The organism is Amaricoccus sp. (assembly GCF_036846665.1).
Taxonomy (GTDB): Bacteria; Pseudomonadota; Alphaproteobacteria; order Rhodobacterales; family Rhodobacteraceae; genus Amaricoccus.
In genome coordinates, this window is sequence record NZ_DAIUBO010000047.1 from 1 (window position 1) to 20,531 (window position 20,531).

Annotated in this window: 21 protein-coding genes; 7 read left to right on the forward strand and 14 right to left on the reverse strand. The window is 71.4% G+C overall.

Annotated elements, in window-relative coordinates; genetic code table 11:
* Both V7050_RS06630 and V7050_RS06635 read left to right on the forward strand, forming a co-directional pair.
* Nucleotides 1–214 (forward strand): PaaI family thioesterase (locus V7050_RS06630; protein ID WP_324410405.1); only part of this gene is annotated, 214 nt, incomplete at its 5' end.
* The gene (locus tag V7050_RS06635) at nucleotides 207–1,517 is read left to right on the forward strand and encodes an MATE family efflux transporter (RefSeq protein WP_324366334.1); all 1,311 of its coding nucleotides are present in this window, start codon (nucleotides 207–209) and stop codon (nucleotides 1,515–1,517) included. The genes V7050_RS06630 and V7050_RS06635, both read left to right, overlap by 8 nt.
* 19 nt (nucleotides 1,518–1,536) lie before the next feature.
* Here V7050_RS06635 and pap read toward each other — a convergent pair whose 3' ends face one another.
* From pap to V7050_RS06660, 5 genes are all read right to left on the reverse strand, one after another.
* Nucleotides 1,537–3,027: a polyphosphate:AMP phosphotransferase gene (gene pap, locus V7050_RS06640; protein WP_324366336.1), complete on the reverse strand. Its 1,491-nt coding sequence runs from the start codon at nucleotides 3,025–3,027 to the stop codon at nucleotides 1,537–1,539.
* A 66-nt stretch (nucleotides 3,028–3,093) separates the two neighbouring features.
* Nucleotides 3,094–4,167, reverse strand: coding sequence for a quinone-dependent dihydroorotate dehydrogenase (locus V7050_RS06645; RefSeq protein ID WP_324366337.1), 1,074 nt, complete (start codon nucleotides 4,165–4,167; stop codon nucleotides 3,094–3,096).
* Nucleotides 4,164–4,502, reverse strand: a complete 339-nt coding sequence (locus V7050_RS06650; protein ID WP_324366370.1) for a DUF952 domain-containing protein — start codon at nucleotides 4,500–4,502, stop codon at nucleotides 4,164–4,166. Before V7050_RS06650 ends, V7050_RS06645 begins: the two co-directional genes overlap by 4 nt.
* Before the next feature lie 43 nt (nucleotides 4,503–4,545).
* On the reverse strand, nucleotides 4,546–5,469 hold the full coding sequence (locus tag V7050_RS06655) for a DMT family transporter (protein ID WP_324366339.1): 924 nt from the start codon (nucleotides 5,467–5,469) through the stop codon (nucleotides 4,546–4,548).
* A 67-nt stretch (nucleotides 5,470–5,536) separates the two neighbouring features.
* Nucleotides 5,537–6,808 carry a DUF2254 domain-containing protein gene (locus tag V7050_RS06660; RefSeq protein WP_324366372.1) on the reverse strand — a complete coding sequence of 424 codons (1,272 nt, stop codon included), beginning with the start codon at nucleotides 6,806–6,808 and terminating at the stop codon, nucleotides 5,537–5,539.
* Nucleotides 6,809–7,223: 415 nt separating this feature from the next.
* Between V7050_RS06660 and V7050_RS06665 the strand changes: the two genes are divergently transcribed.
* Nucleotides 7,224–8,834, forward strand: a complete 1,611-nt coding sequence (locus V7050_RS06665; RefSeq protein ID WP_324375211.1) for a bifunctional metallophosphatase/5'-nucleotidase — start codon at nucleotides 7,224–7,226, stop codon at nucleotides 8,832–8,834.
* A 98-nt stretch (nucleotides 8,835–8,932) separates the two neighbouring features.
* Here the strand turns inward: V7050_RS06665 and V7050_RS06670 are convergent, their stop codons facing one another.
* Nucleotides 8,933–9,256, reverse strand: coding sequence for a hypothetical protein (locus tag V7050_RS06670; RefSeq protein ID WP_324366343.1), 324 nt, complete (start codon nucleotides 9,254–9,256; stop codon nucleotides 8,933–8,935).
* Nucleotides 9,257–9,376: 120 nt separating this feature from the next.
* Here V7050_RS06670 and V7050_RS06675 point away from each other — a divergent pair, with 120 nt between their 5' ends.
* The gene (locus V7050_RS06675; RefSeq protein WP_324366345.1) at nucleotides 9,377–10,018 is read left to right on the forward strand and encodes an SOS response-associated peptidase; all 642 of its coding nucleotides are present in this window, start codon (nucleotides 9,377–9,379) and stop codon (nucleotides 10,016–10,018) included.
* Between the two features lie 3 nt (nucleotides 10,019–10,021).
* Here V7050_RS06675 and V7050_RS06680 read toward each other — a convergent pair whose 3' ends face one another.
* Genes V7050_RS06680 through V7050_RS06705 form a run of 6 tightly spaced genes read right to left on the reverse strand, consistent with a single transcriptional unit; the run spans nucleotide 10,022 to nucleotide 16,532 of the window.
* Nucleotides 10,022–11,071, reverse strand: a complete 1,050-nt coding sequence (locus V7050_RS06680; RefSeq protein WP_324366347.1) for a hypothetical protein — start codon at nucleotides 11,069–11,071, stop codon at nucleotides 10,022–10,024.
* On the reverse strand, nucleotides 11,071–12,195 hold the full coding sequence (locus V7050_RS06685; protein WP_324366349.1) for a primosomal protein N' (replication factor Y) - superfamily II helicase: 1,125 nt from the start codon (nucleotides 12,193–12,195) through the stop codon (nucleotides 11,071–11,073). Before V7050_RS06685 ends, V7050_RS06680 begins: the two co-directional genes overlap by 1 nt.
* Nucleotides 12,196–12,202: 7 nt before the next feature.
* On the reverse strand, nucleotides 12,203–13,318 hold the full coding sequence (locus V7050_RS06690; protein ID WP_324366351.1) for an SPFH domain-containing protein: 1,116 nt from the start codon (nucleotides 13,316–13,318) through the stop codon (nucleotides 12,203–12,205).
* A 14-nt stretch (nucleotides 13,319–13,332) separates the two neighbouring features.
* A complete protein-coding gene (locus V7050_RS06695) occupies nucleotides 13,333–14,391 on the reverse strand; it encodes a DUF2927 domain-containing protein (RefSeq protein WP_324410407.1) in 1,059 nt (352 codons plus the stop codon).
* 12 nt (nucleotides 14,392–14,403) lie between these two features.
* Nucleotides 14,404–15,597: a toxic anion resistance protein gene (locus tag V7050_RS06700; RefSeq protein ID WP_324366355.1), complete on the reverse strand. Its 1,194-nt coding sequence runs from the start codon at nucleotides 15,595–15,597 to the stop codon at nucleotides 14,404–14,406.
* Between the two features lie 17 nt (nucleotides 15,598–15,614).
* Complete coding sequence (locus tag V7050_RS06705) at nucleotides 15,615–16,532, reverse strand: 5-bromo-4-chloroindolyl phosphate hydrolysis family protein (protein WP_324366356.1); 918 nt, start codon at nucleotides 16,530–16,532, stop codon at nucleotides 15,615–15,617.
* Nucleotides 16,533–16,946: 414 nt separating this feature from the next.
* On the opposite strand from V7050_RS06705, the gene V7050_RS06710 reads away from it, so the two are divergent.
* A complete protein-coding gene (locus V7050_RS06710) occupies nucleotides 16,947–17,150 on the forward strand; it encodes a cold-shock protein (protein ID WP_324366358.1) in 204 nt (67 codons plus the stop codon).
* A gap of 454 nt (nucleotides 17,151–17,604) precedes the next feature.
* Here the strand turns inward: V7050_RS06710 and V7050_RS06715 are convergent, their stop codons facing one another.
* Entirely contained in the window at nucleotides 17,605–18,339 is a 735-nt protein-coding gene (locus V7050_RS06715) for a pseudouridine synthase (protein ID WP_324366360.1), read from the reverse strand.
* Between the two features lie 84 nt (nucleotides 18,340–18,423).
* Between V7050_RS06715 and V7050_RS06720 the strand changes: the two genes are divergently transcribed.
* On the forward strand, nucleotides 18,424–18,894 hold the full coding sequence (locus V7050_RS06720; RefSeq protein ID WP_324366363.1) for a nucleoside deaminase: 471 nt from the start codon (nucleotides 18,424–18,426) through the stop codon (nucleotides 18,892–18,894).
* A gap of 139 nt (nucleotides 18,895–19,033) precedes the next feature.
* On the opposite strand, the gene V7050_RS06725 is transcribed toward V7050_RS06720, so the two are convergent.
* The gene (locus tag V7050_RS06725; protein WP_324366365.1) at nucleotides 19,034–19,729 is read right to left on the reverse strand and encodes a metal-dependent hydrolase; all 696 of its coding nucleotides are present in this window, start codon (nucleotides 19,727–19,729) and stop codon (nucleotides 19,034–19,036) included.
* Between V7050_RS06725 and V7050_RS06730 the strand changes: the two genes are divergently transcribed.
* Nucleotides 19,719–20,408, forward strand: a complete 690-nt coding sequence (locus V7050_RS06730) for a ceramidase domain-containing protein (RefSeq protein WP_324366368.1) — start codon at nucleotides 19,719–19,721, stop codon at nucleotides 20,406–20,408. The genes V7050_RS06725 and V7050_RS06730 overlap by 11 nt on opposite strands.
* The last annotated feature ends 123 nt before the right edge of the window (nucleotides 20,409–20,531 follow it).

Sequence of the window (20,531 nt, forward strand, 5' to 3'; positions counted from 1 at the left end):
GGCGGGACAATCCCCGCCGATGCCCAAGACTATCGACTTCACCGTGGATTACCTGCGCTCCGGCCTGCCGCGCGATGCCTATGCGCGGGCGCGGGTCAACCGCAGCGGCCGGCGCTATGCCAGCGTCCATGTGGAGGCCTGGCAGGACAACCGGGCGCGGCTCATGGCGCAGGCGACGGGGCATTTCCTGATGCCGCCCAGCGGAGATGGCTGAGGCGATCACGCACCGGCGGGTCCTCGACATCGCCCTGCCCATCGTGATCTCGAACGCGACGATCCCGATCCTCGGCGCGGTGGATACCGCCGTGGTCGGGCAGCTCGGCGCGGCGGCGCCGATCGGGGCGGTGGGCATCGGCGCGGTGATCCTGAGCTCGGTCTACTGGATCTTCAGCTTCCTGCGCATGGGCACCACCGGCATGGTCGCTCAGGCGCGCGGCGCGGGCGAAGCGGCGGAGACGGGCGCGCTGCTGATGCGCGGGCTGATGATCGCCTTCGCGGCGGGCATCGTGCTCATCGCCGCACAGGGCCTGGTCTTCGCCGGGGCCTTCCGGCTGGTGCCGGCCTCGGAGGCGGTGGAGGCGCTGGCGCGGGACTATCTCGCGATCCGCATCTGGGGCGCGCCCGCGTCGATCGCGATCTTCGCGCTGACCGGCTGGCTGATCGCGATGGAGCGCGCGCGATCGGTGCTGGCGCTGCAGCTCTGGATGAACGGGGTCAATGTCGCGCTCGACCTCTGGTTCGTGCTCGGGCTCGGCTGGGGGGTCGAGGGGGTGGCCGCCGCCACGCTGATCGCGGAATGGAGCGCGCTCGGCCTGGGGCTCTGGCTCTGCGGCACGGCCTTCGCGGGCGACCTTCGGTCCGGCTTCGCCCGGGTCTTCGATGCGACGCGGCTCCGGCGCATGGCGGCGGTCAACGGCGACATCCTGATCCGCTCGGTGCTGCTGCAGGCGAGCTTCGCCAGCTTCGTCTTCCTCGGGGCGGGCTTCGGCGACGTGACGCTCGCCGCCAACCAGGTGCTCGTGCAGTTCCTCTCGATCACCGCCTATGCGCTGGACGGCTTCGCCTTCGCCGCCGAGGCGCTGGTCGGCGCGGCGATGGGGGCGCGGGCGCGGCCGGTGCTCCGGCGCGCGGCGATCGTGGCCTCGCAATGGGGCGCGGGGACCGCGCTCGCCATGGGGCTCTTCGTGGCGCTGGCGGGGCCCGCGCTGATCGACGTGATGACGGTGAGCCCGGCGGTGCGCGCCGAGGCGCGGGTCTTTCTGCCCTGGATGGTGCTGCTGCCACCGCTCGCCGTTGCCGCCTGGATGCTCGACGGCATCTTCATCGGCGCGACCCGCACCCGCGAGATGCGCAACGCCATGCTGATCTCGGTCGCGGTCTATGTCCCCGCCGTGGCGATCCTGCTGCCGGCCTGGGGCAACAACGGGCTCTGGGCGGCGCTGATGGTGCTCAATATCGCGCGCGGCGTGACGCTGGCGCTGCGCTATCCGGCGCTGGAGGCGAGCGCGGCGGCGTGAGCCGCGGCCGGCGGGCGGGTCACAATTCCGCTTCCAGCCTGGCCACGAGGGTTTCGAGCACCTTGAGGCGGGAGAAGCGCTTCTGGGTGGATTCGACCAGCGTCCAGGGCGCGTTCGGGGTCGAGGTGAGCGCGATCATGTCCTCCACGGCGGCCTCGTAGAGCGGCCATTTCTCGCGGTTGCGCCAGTCGTCGGGCGTGATCTTGAAGCGCTTGTGCGGGGTCTGCTTGCGCGCCTCGAACCGGCGCAGCTGCTCGTCCTGGTCGATGGCGAGCCAGTATTTCTGCACGATGTAGCCGCTGTCGGTCAGCTGCCTTTCGAAATCGGCGATCTCGTAATAGGCCCGCCGCCAGTCCTCCATCGCGGCGAAGCCCTCCACGCGCTCGACCAGCACGCGCCCGTACCAGCTGCGGTCGAAGATCGCCACATGGCCGCGCAGCGGGATGCGCCGCCAGAACCGCCAGAGATAGGGCCGGGCGAGATCGTCGTCGCTGGGCGCGGCGATGGGATGGACATGGCTGGTGATCGGGTTGAGCGCCGCGCGCAGGCGGCGGATCGCCCCGCCCTTGCCGGCCGCGTCGTTGCCCTCGAAGGCGCAGATCAGCGCCCTGTCGGCGAAGGCCGCGGAATGGGTCAGCTCGAAGAGCTGCATCTGGGCCCTGGCCAGCGCGGCCTCGTAGCTGCTGCGGTCGATGCTGCAGCTCATGTCGAGGGCGTCGAGCGCCGAGGGGCCGGGGGCGATGCGGCGCGGCCGGGTCTGCGGCCTGCCGGGGGCGGGCGGGCGCTGCCGGCGGGCCTTCTCCAGCGCCTCGAGCACGAGACGGCCGACCTCGAGGTCGCGCGCGCGGGGATCGTCGGCCGGGACCCGGTGCCAGGGGGCGTCGCTGCCGGCGGTGGTGGCGATCAGCTCGTCGGCCGCCTCCACGAGGCGGCGGCGCCCCTTCGCGGTGTCGATCGCCGCCCATTCCCGGACCAGCGGGTTGCGCGGCCCGCCCGGCCGCTCCATCCGGTTGCCCTTCGCCTTGCGGCGGCGCCGCGCATTGCCGGCGGAGAGATCGAGCCAGATCTTGACCAGCGTCGTGCCCTCGGCGTCGAGCATCTCCTCGATGCGCCCGATCGCGGCGAGCTCGCGGGCGAATTCGGCCCTGGACTTGGCGCGGGTGGTGCGCGCCTTCAGCACGAGGTGATACCACGAGGCCAGCACCACGCCGATGCGGCCGCGGGCCGGCAGGTCGCGCCAGTAGCGCCAGGCGAGCGGGTGGCGGCCGTCGTTCCGGTCGTCGAGGTCGTAGGCGAGCGTGGCGATGGTGCGCGGGTCGAGCCATTCGTGCAGGCGGTTGAGCACCTCGCCCTTGCCCGATCCGTCGGGCCCGTTGAGCAGGATCAGGATCGCGCGGTTGCAGCTCTCGGCCAGGTCGAACTGGGCGTCGAGCAGATCGGCGCGCAGCTCGGTGGCCTCGACGTCGAAGCTGTCCGAACGGATGTCCTCGGGTGCCTGGTCGCCCTTCATGCCGGGGCCTCCCGGTTGTCTTTCCGCCGCATTCTCGCCGGCTCGCCCCGCCGGGGCAAGCGGTGATCAGGCGGGTGTTTCGGCGGCGAGCGCGGCGGCGTCGCGACCCACCGCCTCGGCCAGCGTCGCGAAGCCGTCGCGGGCGAGCAGGGCATCGAGGCCCGAAAGGATGCGCGGCACGAGGCCGAGCCCCTCGTAGGCCAGCGCGGTATAGAGCTGGAGCGCCGAGGCGCCGGCCCGGATCTTGGCATAGGCCGCGTCGGCGCCGTCGATGCCGCCGACCCCGACCAGCGGCAGGCGGCCCTCGGTCAGCAGGTGGAGCCGGGCGAGCACTCGCGTGGAGCGCGCGAAGAGCGGCCGGCCCGAGAGCCCGCCGGTCTCGCCGCGGTGGCGCCCGGCGAGGCCCTCGCGCGAAAGCGTCGTATTGGTGGCGACGATGCCGGCGATGCCCGAGCCCTCGGCCACCTCGACGATCTCCTCGAGCTCCGCCGGTCCGAGATCGGGGGCGATCTTGAGCAGGATCGGCACGGGCCGCGGCAGCGCCGCATTCGCCGCCGCGACGCCCGCCAGCAGCCCGGCGAGCGCCGCGCGGCCCTGGAGCTCGCGCAGCCGCTCGGTATTGGGCGAGGAGACGTTGACGGTGGCGAAATCGATGTGGCGGCCTGCCGCCGCGAGCACGGCGGCGTAATCCGCCGCCCGGTCGGGGCTGGTCTTGTTGGCGCCGAGGTTCAGCCCGACGATCCCGCCCGGCGGCCGGGCGGCGAGCCGTGCCGCGATGGCCGCGACCCCGTCGTTGTTGAACCCGAAGCGGTTGATCGCCGCCCGGTCCTCGGGCAGGCGGAAGAGCCGCGGCCGCGGATTGCCCGGCTGGGGCAGCGGCGTCGCCGCGCCAACCTCCAGGAAGCCGAAGCCGGCCTTCAGGAGCGGGCCGATCGCGCGGGCGTTCTTGTCGAAGCCGGCGGCGAGGCCGAGCGGGTTGGGCAGGTCGAGCCCGGCGAGCCGCGTGGCGAGGCGGGGGCCCCGGGTGGGGTCGCGCCGCGGTCCGAGGCCCGCGTCGAGCAGGCCGAGCGCGACCCGATGCGCCGTCTCCGGATCGAGCAGGCCCATGGCGCGGAGCGCGATGCGCTCGCCGAGGCTCATGCGATCTCCGCGGGGATCAGGGCGCCTTCGGGGCCGTCGTCGAGCCCTCGCGCCCAGAGCATGTCGCCGCGGTCGAGCGACCGGTAGAGATGGGGAAAGAGCGCGCCGCCGCGGGAAGGCTCCCAGCGCAGGGCCGCGCCCGCCCTGTCGGCATCGACGGCGAGCAGGGTGAGGCCGGTCTCGCCGGCGAAATGCCGCGAGAGCGTGGTGGCGAGCTGTTCGGCGGTGGAGAAATGCACGAAGCCGTCGCTGCGGTCGACGGCGGAGCCGCGGCTGCGGCCCTCGCGGTCGAACTCCGCCCATTCGGCGGCGCGCAGGACCTTGTAGATCAGCATGGCCGGAGCATTGGACGAGGCCGGGGGCGGGGTCAAGCGCGGCTCAGCCCTGGGGCGTCATCACCTTGCGGGCCAAGGAGCGCCGGAGCCCGAGTTGGCGCTCGCGCCAGATGATGAAGAGCCCGGCCGCGACGATCAGCGTGGCGCCGAGCAGCATCGGCAAGGTCGGCACCTCGCGGAAGATCGTGTAGCCGAAGAGGAGCGACAGGACCATCGAGACGTATTCGAAGGGCGCGATCACGCCGGTCTCGGCATGGCGATAGCTCTCGGTCAGGAGGATCTGGCCGATGCCGCCGAGAAAGCCCGCGCTCACCAGGAGCGCCGCCTCGCGTGCATCGGGCAGGACCCAGCCGAAGGGCAGGGTGGCGAGCGAGAGCATCGTCGCGGTCGCGGAGAAGTAGAAGACGATCGCCGCGGTGGCCTCGGTCTGGACCAGCTTGCGCACGAAGACCTGCGCGAGTGCCGCGAAGACCGCGCCGAGAAGCGCGGCCATCGCGCCGATGGTCTGGAGCTTGGAGGTCGCGTCGAGGCTCGTCAGCGTCAGCCGCGGCGCGAGCACGATCATCACGCCCGCGAGGCCCACCATCACCGCGGTGAGCCGGAAGACGCGCACCTGCTCCCCGAGGAACATCGCCGCGAAGATCACGGTGAGCAGCGGCGCGGCATAGCCGAGCGCGGTCGCCTCGGGCAGGGGCAGGAGGCCGAGCGCGGTGAAGCCGAGGCCCATGGCGGTCGTGCCCACGAGGCCGCGCCAGAGGTGGCCCATCGGGTTCCGCGTGTCGAGCCCATGGGCGAGGTTCTTCGTCCAGGCGAGCCAGACGAGGATCACCGGGATCGCGAAGAACGAGCGGAAGAACACCGCCTCGCCCGGCGGGATGCGGCCGGCGGCGAGCTTGATGCAGATCGCCATGGTGGTGAAGACCATGACGGAGAGGACCTTCAGGGCGATTCCGCGCAGAGGGTTCATGGCAGGCTCGGCAGGCTCGGGGGCAGGGCGGGGTGCGGATCCCGCTTATGGGCCGGTGCTGCGCCGGTCACAAGGGCCCGGCCGCGACCTTTTCCGCCGCCGCCTGGAGCCGGGCGCGGTCGGCCTCGAGCGGCAGGGCCTCCCCGGCGAGCGCCATGGCCTTGGCCGAGAGTCGCCGTGCGCTTCGGGCGAAATCGCCGGGCCCCACGGCGGCCAGCGCGGCCAGCGCGTGCTGCAGGCCCAGCCCGACTTCGAGCAGCGGCGCGGCGTCGCGGGTGAGCGGCTCGAAGGCGTCCTCGAAGAGGTTCCGGGCGTCGAGCGGCGGCACGAGCACAAGCGGGCAGCGCGGCGCCTCGGCCTCCTCGGCCCGCGCCTCCGCCCAGAGGGTGAGCAGCCGCTGCTGCACGGCGATCACGCCGATCGCGGTGCCCGGATCGTTGATGCCCGGCGAGAGCGCGCGCGAGCCGATCTCGGCGAGCACCACCAGACCGAAGCGCGGATCCTGCTCGAAGGAGCGTTCCTGGCCGAGCGTGAAGGCCGCGCGGATCGCCGCGGCCGCATCGTCGTCGGGCCGCCAGCTGGTATGCACCAGCGCCCTCGCCGGGCTCGCCAGCGCGCCGGGCAGGGAGGCGACCGCGATCTCGCCCCCGGCGGCCTCGGCGATGCGCTGGAGCGCGGGCATGTCGAGATGCCGGACATAGCCGGTCTCCCTCGCGGCCAGCGCATGGCCCGTCGGCCGCTCCGGGCGCCGGCGGCCGCCGAGATGCGGCGCGGCGGCGCGGCTCAGCAGGGCGGATTCGGCGCGGGTCGCGATCTTGGCGACGGTCGCGCCGAGCCGGACCATGTTCACCAGCTGGTCGAGCCAGCCGAAGAAGGTGACGAGCACCAGCGCGGTCACCAGCCCCGAGGCGAGCAGCAGCACCGCCTCGCCGGCGCGGGAATAATAGCCCAGGCCGAGCGCGACCAGCCCGACCATGCTGAAGACGAAGGCGCCGAGGAAGGTCGAGAGCACGTTCTGCGAGAACGGGTCCTCGATCAGCACCCTTGTGGCGCGCGGGGTGGCCGATTGCGCCGCCGCCGCGAAGGCGGTCACCATGGCGCCAAGGGCGAAGGTCGCGACCATCAGCATGCTCGAGGCGAGGATCGACAGGATGTCCCAGGTGGCGCCGTCGCGGATGCGCGCGGCGAGCGAGGCGGGCACGAAGGGCGTCGCCCAGACCGCCACCAGCGCCGTCGCCACGGCCGCGATCCCGTAGAGCCCGACCCGGAACCAGAGCCGCCGGGTGAGCTGCTCCCAGATCCAGTCGAGCCGGCTGGAGACGGCTTTCGGCCGGGTCAGGGGAGGATGCTCCCCGGCGCGGGCACCGCCCGAGCGATGCGCCCTCCGGCGTCGCGCCGCCGGGTTCTTGTTGCCCTCGCCCGCATCGCTCCGTCCGCCTTGCCAGGATGTGCCAGTCTAGGCGCGGCCGGGCTTCGGGGTCAATCGACGGCCCCGGAGGTCGGGGGAACTGCGTTTGGAACCCGTGATTTCTTCTTCGACGATCACCCGGCGGTGCCCGCCGGGGCGAAAGATGACGCCGGGCGCGCTCGGAACCCGGGCGGAGTCGGCGCGTTGGCAATTGCCGTTCCCCCGCGGGTGTCGCGGCCGGTGCCGCCGGCGGCCTTGGGGCGAACGGCGCTTGCCACCGGGGCGTCGCGGCTGTCATGTTGTGGCATCAAAGTCTATGCATCTCCGCATCTTTCGGGAGGTTCCGATGATTCTACGCCGCAGGCTTCTCACCGCCGTCGCGGTTCTGGCGCTGCCGGTTTCCGGCGCGCAGGCCTTCACGCTGAACGTGCTGCACACCAACGACCTGCACAGCCGGATCGAATCGATCAACGCCTTCGATTCGACCTGCTCCGCCGAGGACGAGGGCGAGGGGAAGTGCTTCGGCGGCGCGGCGCGGCTCTACACCGCCGTCAAGGAGCTCCGCGACGAGCTGGAGGCCGCGGGCGAGAACGTGATCGTGCTTGATGCCGGCGACAGCTTCCAGGGCTCGCTGTTCTTCACCACCTATTCCGGCCTCGCCGAGGCGGAGATGATGAACCGCATCGGCTTCGATGCGATGGTTTTCGGCAACCACGAATTCGACCTCGGCCCGGCGCCGCTGGCCGATTTCGTCGAGGCGGCGGAATTCCCGGTGATCTCGGGCAATGTCGACGTCTCGGGCGACAACAAGCTCGCGGGGCTCGCGAAGGATCACGTGGTGCTGGAGGTGGGCGGCGAGAAGGTGGCGATCCTGGGCGCGACGACCCCCGACACGGTGGAGATCTCCTCGCCCGGCCCCAGCGTCGCCTTTCGCGACCCGGTGGAATATCTCACCGCCAAGGTGGTCGAGCTCAAGGCCGAGGGCATCGAGAAGGTCATCGTCGCGAGCCATCTCGGCGTGACGGACGACATCCGCGTCGCCGAGGCGGTGCCGGGGATCGACCTGATCGTCGGCGGGCACAGCCATACGCTCTTCTCCAACAGCGCCGAGGAGGCGCCCTATGCCTATCCGCTGATGGTGGCGGGTCCGGAGGGGCGCGAGGTGCCGATCGTGCAGGCCGGCGCCTATTCGAAATATCTCGGCCATGTGGCGCTGACCTTCGACGATGCGGGCGTGGTGACCGCGGCGAGCGGCGACACGATCCTGCTCGATGCCAGCGTCACCCCCGACCCCGAGATCCTCGGCCGCATCGAGGCGATGGCCGCGCCGATCGAGGAGCTGAAGGCCCGCAAGGTCGGCGAGGTCGCCGCCGACATCGACGGCAGCCGCGAGAACTGCCGGGCCGGGGAATGCTCGATGGGCAATCTGGTGGCCGAGGCCATGCTCGACCGGGTCAGGGACCAGGGCGTGACCATCGCGCTGCAGAACGGCGGCGGCCTGCGCGCCTCGATCGGGGCGGGCGAGGTGACCAAGGGCGACGTGCTCGCCGTGCTGCCGTTCCAGAACACGCTCGCGACCTTCAACATCAACGGCGCGGCCATCGTCGCGGCGCTGGAGAACGGCGTCAGCCAGCTGGAGGAGGGCGGCGGGCGCTTTCCGCAGGTCGCGGGACTGCGCTTCACCTTCGACCCCTCGCTGCCGCCGATGGAGGGCCGCATCCGGGAGGTGACGGTGCGGAAGGGCGACGACTGGGTGCCGATCGACCCCGCCGCGGTCTATTCGGTCGTCTCCAACAACTTCATGCGCAACGGCGGCGACGGCTATGTCACGCTGCGCGACGAGGCGGCGAACGCCTATGACTTCGGGCCGAACCTCGAGGACGTGCTGTCGGACTACATCGCCGCGCATCCCGGCTACGAGCCCTTCACCGACGGGCGCATCGCTCTCGCCGAATAGGCCGAGGCTCATGCCGAAAGCCCGATCGCCACGGGTCGATCGGGCTGGGGACATCCGGCCGCGGGCGGGACGACAGCCGGTGGCGAGGGCAGCCGCTGTCAGGGGCAGATCAGGTTTCCCAGGCTGTCGGCCCGGCAGGGGAGGCCGGTCCCGCCCTCGGAGCGCTCAAGCAGGATCGAGCCGAGCCCGGTCCGCCGCCAGGCGGGGATGAGCTCCGGCGCGGCGGATCCGGCCGCTTCGGGCGGCCAGACCTGGTCGAGCCCGCGCTTGCGCTTGACGAAGACCGGGCGCGGCATCGGCGGCGGCACCGACGGCCCGAGGCAGGCATAGGCGCCGAGCGCATTGGGCCGGCAGAGGCTCTGCGCCGGAAGGGGTGCCGCCGGCGCGGCGAGCGTCGCGGCCAGAAGCAGGGTGCGGAGCATTGCCGGGCGGTCCATGCCCCGCGATGTGGGACCTCTTGCCGGGCGCGGCAAGTCGCGGCCGCCGCGGAACGGGCGCGGCGCGCATTGCCCGGGCTGGGGGCGCGGGGGTATGCAGGCGGGATGTGCGGACGCTACATGATCACTTCGCCCTATGAGGCGATGGCGCAGCTCTTCGAGGCGAGCCCGGGCGAGCTCGGCCCGGATGCCCCGCGGCCGAACGTGTCGCCGACGCAATCGGTGCCCGTGGTCGTCTCCCACGAGGGCGATCGCCTGATCGTGCCCATGCGCTGGGGCTTCCTGCCGCATTGGTACAAGGCGCCGAACGACGGGCCGCTCCTGATCAACGCCCGTGCCGAGACGATCGCGGAGAAGCCGGCGTTCCGGGCGGCGGCACAAGCGAGACGCTGCCTGATTCCGGCCGACGGCTTCTACGAATGGGCGGGACCGAAGGGCGCGAAGGTCGCCCATGTCATCCGCCCCCGCGCCGGCGGGCCGATCGGACTGGCCGGGGTCTGGCAGGAGTGGCGGCCGAAGGAGGGCGCGGCGATGGCGACCTGCGCCATCGTGACCTGCGCCGCCAATGGCGTGCTGGCGCCGATCCACGACCGCATGCCGGTGATCATCGCGCCCGAGGATTTCGCGCTCTGGCTCGGCGAGGCGGGCACGGGCGCCGCGCGGCTGATGCGGCCGGCGCCGGAGGAGATGCTCGAGGCCGCGCCCGCGGATGCGGAAACGCGCGCCCTTCTCGCCCGCCGCGGCTGAGATTCAGAAGGCGTGGCAGCTCGCGAGGGCCGCGCGCACCGCGCGGGTTGAGCCCTTGAGCGAGACGATGCCCTCGTCGCTCCCGCCCAGCCGCGCGGCGACCGAGCGGTCGCGCCCGGCGAGCCGGGCGGCGAGCGGGCCTTCCGCCAGCGCCACCACATAGGCCCCGCCGGCCGTCGACTCGAAGGTGGCGGTCGCGGAGACCGTACCCTGGCTGAAGGCGAGCTCGAGCGGGAGCGTCTCCCCGGCCGGGCGCTCGTGCAGGGTCAGGGCGAGGAACGGCTGGCCCCCGAGGCAGAAGGCGGCGAGGCTCGCGATATTGCCCGCGCCCGAGCCGTGGGCGAGGGGCGTGGATCCGGGCACCTCGCGCAGCGTCCAGCCCTCGGGCAGATCCTCGGGCGGGCGTGCGGGCTCGGCTTCGGGCGCGGGCGCGGCCTCGGGCTGCGGCTCGGCCTGGGTCTCGGGTTGCGTCGCGGGTTGCGTCTCGGTGGCCGCGGCTTCGGGGGGATGCGCTTCGGGCGCCGTCTCGGCCTCGGCCGTCTCGATCGGGGAGGTCTCGGGGACGTCGCCGGCGAAGCTCCAGGTCCTCGAGCAGCCCTCGGCGCCGATGCGGTCCTCGCCGCAGAGGGTTCCGTGGTAGAAGGCGCGCAGCCGCGGCAGGGACGCGCCCGGTTCCTCGAGGATCTCGTAGCCCTCCAGATATCCCAGGTCGAACCGGCTGTGGCGCCCGTCCGCCTCGGAAAGCCAGGTGGTGACCGGGCAGCCGCCGGAGCCGCAGAAGGCGCTCCAGGCGCCGATGCATTCGATGCCCGCGAGATCGGTGATGAAATCCGCCTGCCCGTCGCCGTTGAGGTCGAGCATGCGCTCGTAGCCGTCGAGGATCCGCGGCTCGCCGCCGAGATCCTGGCAGGCCACCATCGCCTGGTCGGTGGTCTCCACGAGCTCTGCGGGCAGCTCGGCCCCGGCCGGTGCCGGGACGATGGCCGCCGCGGCGATGGCGGGGAGAAGTCGGTGCAGCGCCCTGGCGAAATGTCCCGGCCGGTAACTTGTCATCAATAGGTCTGTCCGCTGATCTGGAGATAGGCTAGCGCCAGGGCGACCAGAAGTCCAAGCAGGATCGCCAGCGCGATCTTGACCGCCGAATAGGGCCGCTCGCCCTCCACCGCGCCGGTGCGCCCGTTGATCACGAAGCGGAACGAGCGCCCGCGGTAGCGGTAGGCGGCGAGCCAGACCGGCAGCAGCACATGCTTGAAGGTCAGCTGCCCGACTTCGGTCTGCATCCGGGTGATGCGCTGGTGGTCGCCGCCGATGTCGGCGCGCACGTCGCTGGCGATGACATGGTTCATGATCTCGCGCGCCTCGCCATAGGCCTCCTCCACCGGGACGCCGTAGCCCTCGGCGCGGAAGCCGGCGAGGAAGCGCGGCTCGTAGGCCGAGAGGGCCGAGAGGTCCCAGGGCGCCAGCGCATCGGTGAAGCGCTTGGGCAGGCTGCGCGAGCCGAGCACCAGCACGTCGTCGAAGGCTCGCGCCACGCGGCCGCGGGCCGGCGTCCAGCGGACGCGGGCGACCTGCTGGGTGACCATCTGCCGGCGGCCGTTGACCGTGACCGGGACCCGGCGGCTCTCGTAATAGACCGTGCCGCGCTGGCCGGAATATTCGGTCCGGGTCTCGGCGTCGTAGGTCCAGTAGGGCACGTAGATGCCGTCCATGCGCCGATGCGCCTTCGCATAATCGCGCAGGTCGGAGGGCGCGAACCAGAGCCGCCCGAGCCATTTGCGCATCGCGGCGCGGGCCGCCTCCTCGCCGAGCAGGAAGGGGAGCTGCGCCTGGGGCTTGATGACGCGCGCCACGCCGGTGTCGGTGACGATGGGCGAGGCGCAGAAGGGGCATTCCTTGGCATGGATTGCGGCGTCGAACTCGACCTGCGCGCCGCAGCTCGGGCAGCGGGCGAAGCGCGCCGCCTCGAAATCGTGCTCGGGCAGTTCCGAGCGCTGGGCCGAGCGCAGGTCGAGCTCGGGGATCGCGCCGCGCCGCTCGGGCACCGGCTCCTCGTGGCCGCAATGGCCGCAGAGCAGCCGCATGCCGTCGGGATCGTAGCGCAGATCCGAGCCGCAGGAAGGGCAGGGAAAGCGGTGGTCCTCCAGGGAGGCCCCCCCGGCGGTCTGGCCTTGCGGCATCGGCGGCTCAGGCGGCGGGGGGCGGCGGCGGCACCTGGCCGAGCAGGGCCGCGATCTCGGGCACCTCGGCGGCATGCCGCCAGCCGGCGCTGCCCGGAGTCCAGACCCAGCTCTCGCCGGTCAGGCTACCGGTCACCGCCATCTGCCGCAGATCCGCGGCGCTGAAGGGCCCTTTCGCGGCGCCGTCCTCGGCGATGTGCCATTGCTGGACGATCCCGGGCGGCGGCACCGGCGGCGTCGCGCCGGCGACGGGCGCCTCGCCCCAGGGGCCGCGCCGGGCCATGCGCTCGGCCATGGCCATGCCCATGCCGGCGCCGAGCCCCGCGCCGATCCCGCCGCCGCCGCCGGGATTGTCGGCCGAGCGGGTCATCGCCTCGGCGGCGCTGAAGTCGGTATAGCGCGCGAGATCGCCCGCGACGCCGGTGGCGGTGCGCTTGTCCATGGCCGCCTCGACCTCGGCGGGCAGCGAGATGTTCTCGATCATGAAGGCAGGCAGCGCCAGCCCGTATTCGGCGACCATGGGCGCGATGCGCTCGTGCACCAGCTTGGCGAGCGCGAGATTGTTGCCCGCCATGTCGAGCACCGGGATGCCGGAGGTCGCGATGATCTGGGTGAAATGCGTGACGATGATGTTGCGGATCTGGAATTCGATCTCCTGGGTGGTGAACTCGCCGTCGGTGCCGACGATCTCGGTCATGAACCTGCCGGGATCGGTCACGCGCATCGTATAGGTGCCGAAGGCGCGCAGCCGGACCATGCCGAATTCCGGGTCGCGGCACATGACCGGGTTGCGCGTGCCCCATTTGAGATCGGTGAAGAGGCGGGTGTTGACGAAATAGATCTCCGACTTGAACGGTGACTGGAAGCCGTGGTCCCAGTGCTGGAGCGTCGTCAGGACCGGCATGTTGTTCGTCTCGAGCATGTAGAGCCCGGGGCCGAAGACATCCGCCAGCTGGCCCTCGTGCACGAAGACCGCCGCCTGGCCCTCGCGCACGGTCAGCTTGGCGCCGTATTTGATCGCATGGCCCTCGCGCTCGAAGCGCCAGACGATGGTGTCGCGGGTGTCGTCGGTCCAGTGGATGACGTCGATGAACTCGCCGCGCAGGAAATCGAAGATGGACATGGGCCTCCCTCTCGTCAGCTCGCGCCGGCCGCCACGACCGCGCCCTGGCTCTTTTCCGCCGCCATCGCGTCGCGGGCGATGGCGGGCAGGAGCGGTCGCGCCTCGGCGGCGGTCATGCCGGTTCTCAGGCGCGGATCGTAGAGCATGCGCAGCAGGATTTCATCATGCTCGGTCAGTAGCGCGAATTCGAGGCTGTCGTTGAAGAGCGAGGGCCGCGCCTCCGGGCTGTCGTTGGGCAGCCCCATGGCCTGGGCCATCTCCTCGTGCACGCAGGAGAGCCGCGTCAGCGGCGGATGCTCGGCGCGGATCAGCACCATGACCGCGGAATAGACCGCGCGGTTGCCCGGATCGCCGAAGGCATAGGCGGTGCAGAAGGTGTCGAGCGGCGTGTCGCGCAGGGCGCCGACCACCGCGGGCGCGAATTCGGGATAGCGCGCGACCACCTGGTCGGCGAAGGCGGTCCGCTCGCTGGAATTCATGAAGAGCACGAGGAAATTGACGTCGGAACGCTCGCTGGTCGACATGTCGAGCCCGGTCAGCCGGGCGAGGCGCGCGGTGAAGGCGGCGACATTGGCCCGGTCGCGGGCCGATTCGGCGGGCGAGGTCGAGGGGCCGGTCATCACGCCGACCCGGACCGGCCTGTCCCAGCGCGGCAGCACCGCCGGCGTCTCGCTGCGCACGAAGCGCCCGTCGACGTCGACGTATTCGTCGTAGAGCGCGACCCGCTCGAAGTTCCGCACCAGATCGTCCACGGAATAGGGTGCATCGGCCGGCGCGGTCTCGCGTCGCATCCGCCCCGTGGCGGTCAGCCCGCCCTCGACGTCCGCGTAATAGCTCGAAAGCGCGGCCGTCTGCTGGTCGGCCGCGGCGGAGCCATCCTCCGCGTCGGCGGTGGCGGAGGCCGCGGGCGGCGCCCCGACGCCGGGCGCGAGCGCGCCCGAGCCGGGCCCGCTGCATCCGGCCAGCGAAAGCCACAGCGCCCCGGCGAGCGCCGCGGCGCGGTTCAGTCTCCGGGTCGGCGCCGCCGGTGGGGTCTCGCGCCCCGTGCCGGTGCCTGCTCTGCCGAGATCCATCGATTCTCCTGTCTAGCCGGCGACGCTGCCGCCGAGGCTCTCGCCCATGCCGGTCGCCTTGGCCTTGGCCGCGGCCAGCGCCTCCTTGAGGTCCGCCTCCATGCGCAGGAGGCTCTCCTCCGCCTCGCGGCGACGGTTCTTGCCTTCGTCGGCGATGCGCAAGCTGTCCTCGATGGTGGCGATCAGGTCGGCATTGGCCTTCTCGACCGCCTCGATGTCAAAGACGCCGCGCTCCATCTCGGCGCGGATCTCGGCATTCGCCGTGCGCAGGTTCTCCGCGTTCTTCCGCAGGAGCTCGTTGGTGAGGTCGCCCGCCTCGCGCACCACGCTCGCCGCCTCGCGGCTGCGGTGGATGGTGACGGATTGGGCGAGCTGGGTCTCCCAGAGCGGCACGGTATTGACCAGCGTCGAGTTGATCTTGGTCACCAGGCTCTTGTCGTTCTCCTGGACCAGCCGGATCGAGGGCAGCGACTGCATGGTGACCTGGCGGGTCAGCTTCAGGTCGTGGACCCGGCGCTCCAGATCGTCGCGGGCGGCGCGGATGTCGCGCAGCTCCTGCGCCTTCATCACCCCCTCCTGCTCGGGTGCGGCCTGCACCTCGGCCTCCTTGGCCGGGATCGTCGTGGCGTCGAGCTCCGCGAGCTTGGAATCGCCGGCCGCGATGTAGAGGGCGAGCTCGTCGTAGAAGTCGAGCGTCTTCTCGTAGAGCTTGTCGAGGGACTTGATGTCCTTGAGCAGCGTATGCTCATGGGTCAGCAGCTCGCCGGTGATCTTGTCGATCTGGCCCTGCACGTCCTCGTAGCGCGCCATGAACTCGGCCATGGGCCTGGACTTGCCCATCAGCTTCTCCCACCAGGAGAGCTTGCGGTTGGGGTCGAGCTCCCGGACCGAGAAGCCGCGGATCGAGGTCACCATGTCGCGTAAGGAATCGCCGGCCGGGCCGGTGTCCTTGTTGCGCACGCCGGCGAGCATCTCCTGGCTGATCGCCTGCAGCTCGGTCTGGGCGGCGGAGCCGAAGCGGATGATCGACTGGGTGTTCGACATGTCGATCTCGGCCTTGCGGCGGTCGATCTCGCCCTGGAGCGCGGGATCGGCGGCGACATCGGCCACGATCAGCTCGCCCTTGGGCTCGGGCAGCAGCTTCGCGGTGATCGCCTCGACTTCCTCGAGCGCGGCCTGGGCCTGGGCACGGATCTCTTCGGCCATTCTGGATCTCCCTCGGTCTAGCGGACGGTCAGGCCGTCTTGTTGCAGGCGTTCGCGGAGGACCTCGATCTCGATGTCCAGATCGCTGCGGTTGTCCTCCAGAAGCATGGTTCGGTGCGTGGTGAAACTGGCTTCCAGATCCGCGAGCAGCGCCTCGAACTTCGCGCGGGTCGCGGGGTCGCGGGTCCGGCCCCAGAGATCGGCGAACTTCACCGTCGAATCGCGCAGGCCCACCAGATAGACGCTGAGAAAGGTCCGCGCTCGGGCGAGGTCGCGGGGGTCCTGCTCGACGGTGCGGAAGACCTCGCGCGCCTGGTCGCAGAGCCGCTCCACCCGGCCCTCGAGGCGGGGGTCGCCGATCCGCGCCGCCGCCGCGATGACCTCGCGCACGATGCCCTCGGCCTTGTCGACGGCGCGGGCGACGCGCTCGCTGGCGAATTCGTCGACGCCCTCCATCCCCTTCTTCTTCATCGGGTCGAGACCGAAGGCCGCCACATGGGCGACCGCCGCCACCGCGCCGAAGGCGATCGCCGCGAAGAGCCCCTGGCCGAGCCCCAGATAGGTCGCGAGCCCGATGCTCGCGCCGGCGAGCACCGCCGCGAAGAGCTTGCGCGGGATCGCCGGCGGCCGGGCCACGGCGCGCGCGTCATAGGCGTCCTCGGCCCTGAGGCCCTCGTTGAGCAGCCAGGCCGCGAGCATGAGCCCCGCGAAGCCGCCGAGCTCGCCCAGCATCTCGGGCGCGTTCGCCCGCCCGATCGCCCCGAGCCCGGCGAGGAGCAGCGGCAGCGGCAGGAGGTACATCAGCCGCGCGCGCAGGCTCACCTTCCGGGCCGGGCGGTTGCGGAAGGGCGCGGCGGGAGGCGCGGCGCCGGGGGGCGTCCCCTCGCCGGATCGCGCGCCGGGCGAATACCGGCCGCCGAAACGCTCGCTCGCCATCAGAAGCCCGGAACGGCCGGCCCCATCGCGCCGAACCCGGTCGCCAGCACGATGGCCGCCAGTACGAGGAATCCGAAGACCCGCATGGGCAATCCTCTCATCCGCCCGGACCGATTCATCCGGCGATTCCGATGCAATGCAACATAATCTCGTGCGTGCGCGGAGACCAGAGGCCCGTCCGACGCAGGCGGACATTCCCGCGCGGAATGTCGCAATTGCGGCGGGTCCGGCCGCGGCGGGGCGGTACGGTCCGGAGAAGGCGCTTTGTCTGGCCCGTGATTCGCGGTAATTATGGGCCACGAAGTTTCGTGTCCTGATGCGGCCGCCTTCACCGAGCTGCACGGCAGAGGGGGCGTGACGTCGCGAAAGGCCCGGACGCGGGGTCCGGGTGAATTGACCAAGGATACCGAAGGAATGGCCAAGGGCACGGTCAAGTGGTTCAATACCGAGAAGGGCTATGGTTTCATCCAGCCCGCGGATGGCGGCAAGGACATCTTCGTGCATATCACCGCGGTTCAGGCGGCCGGCCTGCAGACGCTCAAGGACAACCAGCCGATCGAATACGAGCTGATCGACGGCCGCGACGGGCGCAAGAGCGCCGGTGACCTGAAGGTCTGATCGCTCCCCGCAGGGGCTTGGCGATACGTCTCCCGCCCAGCGTGTCATCAATGCAGGATCATCTGCATTGCATGCCCGACATGGGGACGATCCAGGGGGCGATGCCGATCGGCCCGGACGAAGGATGGCGGCAGGAGTGGGGCGCGCCATCGCTTGCGGAGGCATTCGGCGGCGTCAGGGTGGGCACCCGGTCGCGCCGAGATGGGAGCGCCGCCGGGGTGTCCCGCTCGCCGACCGTCGACCCCTCATCGGTGCGGTGGTGCTCCCGCTCGACGTCGATCTGTCGCTCGAGCGCTTCATGGCCTGCCCCCACCCGCACCCCCCTGGCCAGAAACCTGGAGAGCAGTGCCGGGGGTGCGGGGGCGGCGAGCGCCCCGCCGGCGCGCGAAGGCGCGCGCCCAACGAGAAGATTGCGCGCACCAGCGCGCACGGCTCGGCCGCAACGGCGGCCCGCCTATCTTCGCAACCCGAGCTGGTCCTGCAGTACCTTCGGACGGACCTCCTCCACCGCTCCGGGGGCGAGGTCGCCGAGGAGGAACGGCCCGTAGGAGGTCCGGATCAGCCGGTTGACCACCAGCCCGACGCTTTCGAGCGCGCGGCGCACCTCGCGGTTGCGCCCCTCGCGGATGCCGACGGTCAGCCAGACATTGCCGCCCTGCTGGCGGTCGATGCGCAGGCTCATCGGCTGGAACCGCTCACCGTCGATCGTGACGCCGCGGCGCAGCGGCTCGAGGCTCTCGTCGCTCGGCGCGCCCCTCGCCCGCACCCGGTACTTGCGCATCCAGCCGGTGGAGGGCAGTTCCAGGCGCCGCTTCAGGTCGCCGTCGTTGGTCAGCAGCAGCAGTCCTTCGGAGGTGAGGTCGAGGCGCCCGATGCTCACCACCCGCGGCATGTCCGGGGGAAGCTGCGCGAAGACCGTCGGGCGGCCCTTCTCGTCGCGGGCGCTGGTCACCACGCCGGCCGGCTTGTGATAGCGCCAGAGCCGCAGCGGTTCCGGCGCGCCGAGCGGCCGGCCGTCGACCGCGATCCGGTCGGCGGCGGTCACGTTGAGCGCGGGGCTGTCGATGACCTTGCCGTTCACCGCGACCCGCCCCTCGGCGATCATCGCCTCGGCGCCGCGGCGGGAGGCGAGGCCGGCGCGGGCGAGGCGCTTGGCGATGCGTTCGGAGGGCGGGTCGGCGTTGGCCATGGGCCCGCTCCTACAGGGCGGGCCCGGCGGCTGGCAATGCCATTCCGGCTTGCCTGCGGGCTCCCGCCGCGCGAATTTCGCCCCATGACCCGGTTCGCCCCGCTGATGGATGTCGCGCTCGCGGAGGCCCGCGCCGCCGGGGCGCGCGGCGAGACCCCGGTCGGGGCGGCGATCGTCGATCCGGTCTCGGGGCGCGTGCTGGCGCGGGCGGGGAACCGCACGCGCGAGCTCAACGACCCCACGGCCCATGCCGAGATCCTGGCCATCCGTGCGGCCTGCGCCGCGCTCGGGTCGGAGCGCCTGCCGGGGTTCGATCTCTATGTCACCCTCGAGCCCTGCGCCATGTGCGCGGCCGCCATCGCCGCGGCGCGGCTCGGGAGGCTTATCTATGGCGCTCCGGATCCGAAATCGGGCGGGGTGGAGCAGGGGGCGCGGGTCTTCGCCCATCCCCAGGCGCATCACCGGCCCGAGGTCTTCGCCGGCATCGCCGAGGCGGAATGCGCGGGGCTCCTGCGGGAGTTCTTCGCGGGGTTGCGGAGCGGCTCCGGCGAGTGAGCGCGGGCGGCGGCGCGGGCCATCCGGCCGCGATTCGGGGAATTCGGCTCAAGCCTCTGGAATGGCGTCGGTTTCCGGGGCCGGAATCCGGCTGGAAGGCGGCTGGAATCCGGCTTGCCATTTTCGGGGTTCGCGGCGCTCAGACCTCGATCGGCACCAGCACCTCGGGCTCGATCACGGTGACGCCGGGCAGGCCGTCCTTCAGCACCTCGGCGGATTGCGCGAGGATCGGGAAGGTGCGGTAGTGGCAGGGGATCACGGTGCGGAAATTGAAGAACTTCCTCGCGGCATAGGCGGCGCGGGCCATGTCCATCGTGTAGTGTCCGCCGGCGCAGAGGATGCCGATCTCCGGATGGTGCAGATCCTCGAAGACCCCCATATCCGCCATCACGTCCGTGTCGCCGGAGAAATAGATCGTGCGGCCTTCACCCGCGATCATGAAGCCCGCCTCGCCGCCGGCGTATTCCGGGCGGCCGCCGCCGAAATCGACGCTCGAGGAATGCACCGCATGCACCATGGTCACGCGCGCGCCGCCGAGCGCGACCGTGCCGCCCTTGCCGAAGCCGAGGGTCTCGATCCCGTCGCGGCCCGACCAGCGCTCGGCGAGCTCGTGGATGCAGACGATGGGAATGCCGCCCTCCTCGGCGATCTGGAGCGCATTGCTCGCATGGTCGCCGTGGCCGTGGCTGAGCAGGACATGCGTGGCCCCCGCGACGGCCTCGCCGCGTCGCTGGGGATCGAACATCGGGTTTCCCGCGAGCCAGGGGTCGACGAGCAGCACCGTGCCGGCGATCTCGATGCGGAATCCCGAATGCCCAAGCCAGATGATCTTCATCGCAATCTTCCCCGTCCGGTCTATAGAGGGGATCATGGACTGGTTTCGCGTGGTCGACAATTACTGCGAGCGGGTCGATGCCGGCTATTGGTCGGAGCCGGTCAATGCGCTGACCAATGGCGCGTTTCTCGTCGCGGCAATCATCGCCTGGCGGATCGCGGCGCGGCGTGGGGATCGCGGCGGCCAGCTGCTTGCGGCGGTGCTCTTCGCGATCGGGGTCGGCTCCTATCTCTTCCACACCCATGCGCAGATCTGGTCGATGATGGCCGATGTGCTGCCGATCCAGGCCTTCATCCTGATCTATCTCTATCTCGCGACGGTGCGCTTCTTCGCGCTGCCCTGGTGGGGCGGGATCCTCGCCGTCGCCGCCTTCATTCCCTACAGCATCCTGGTCGCACGCGGGCTCGGCGCGCTGGTCGGCGATCTCAACGGCTCGATCGGCTATCTGCCGGTTCCGATCCTGATCGCGGGCTATGCTTTCCTGCTGAGGCGGCGCGCGCCGGCGACCGCGCGGGGCATGGCGTTCGGCGCGGCGATGCTGGCGGTCTCGCTGGTCTTTCGCAGCATCGACGCCGCGGTCTGCCCGGCCGTCCCGCTCGGCACGCATTTCTTCTGGCACATCCTGAATGCGGTCATGCTCGGCTGGATGATCGCGGTGCTGGTCCGCCACGGCCGGTAGCGGAAGTGCATCTGGAGCGCATTGTTCCCGGTACGACCGTCCCGCCATGAGGTGAGGGCAGCGCTCGACCCGGCGGGTGCGAAGCGCCCGCGTCGTGCCGGAGGCACGCCTTCGGCGTGACGG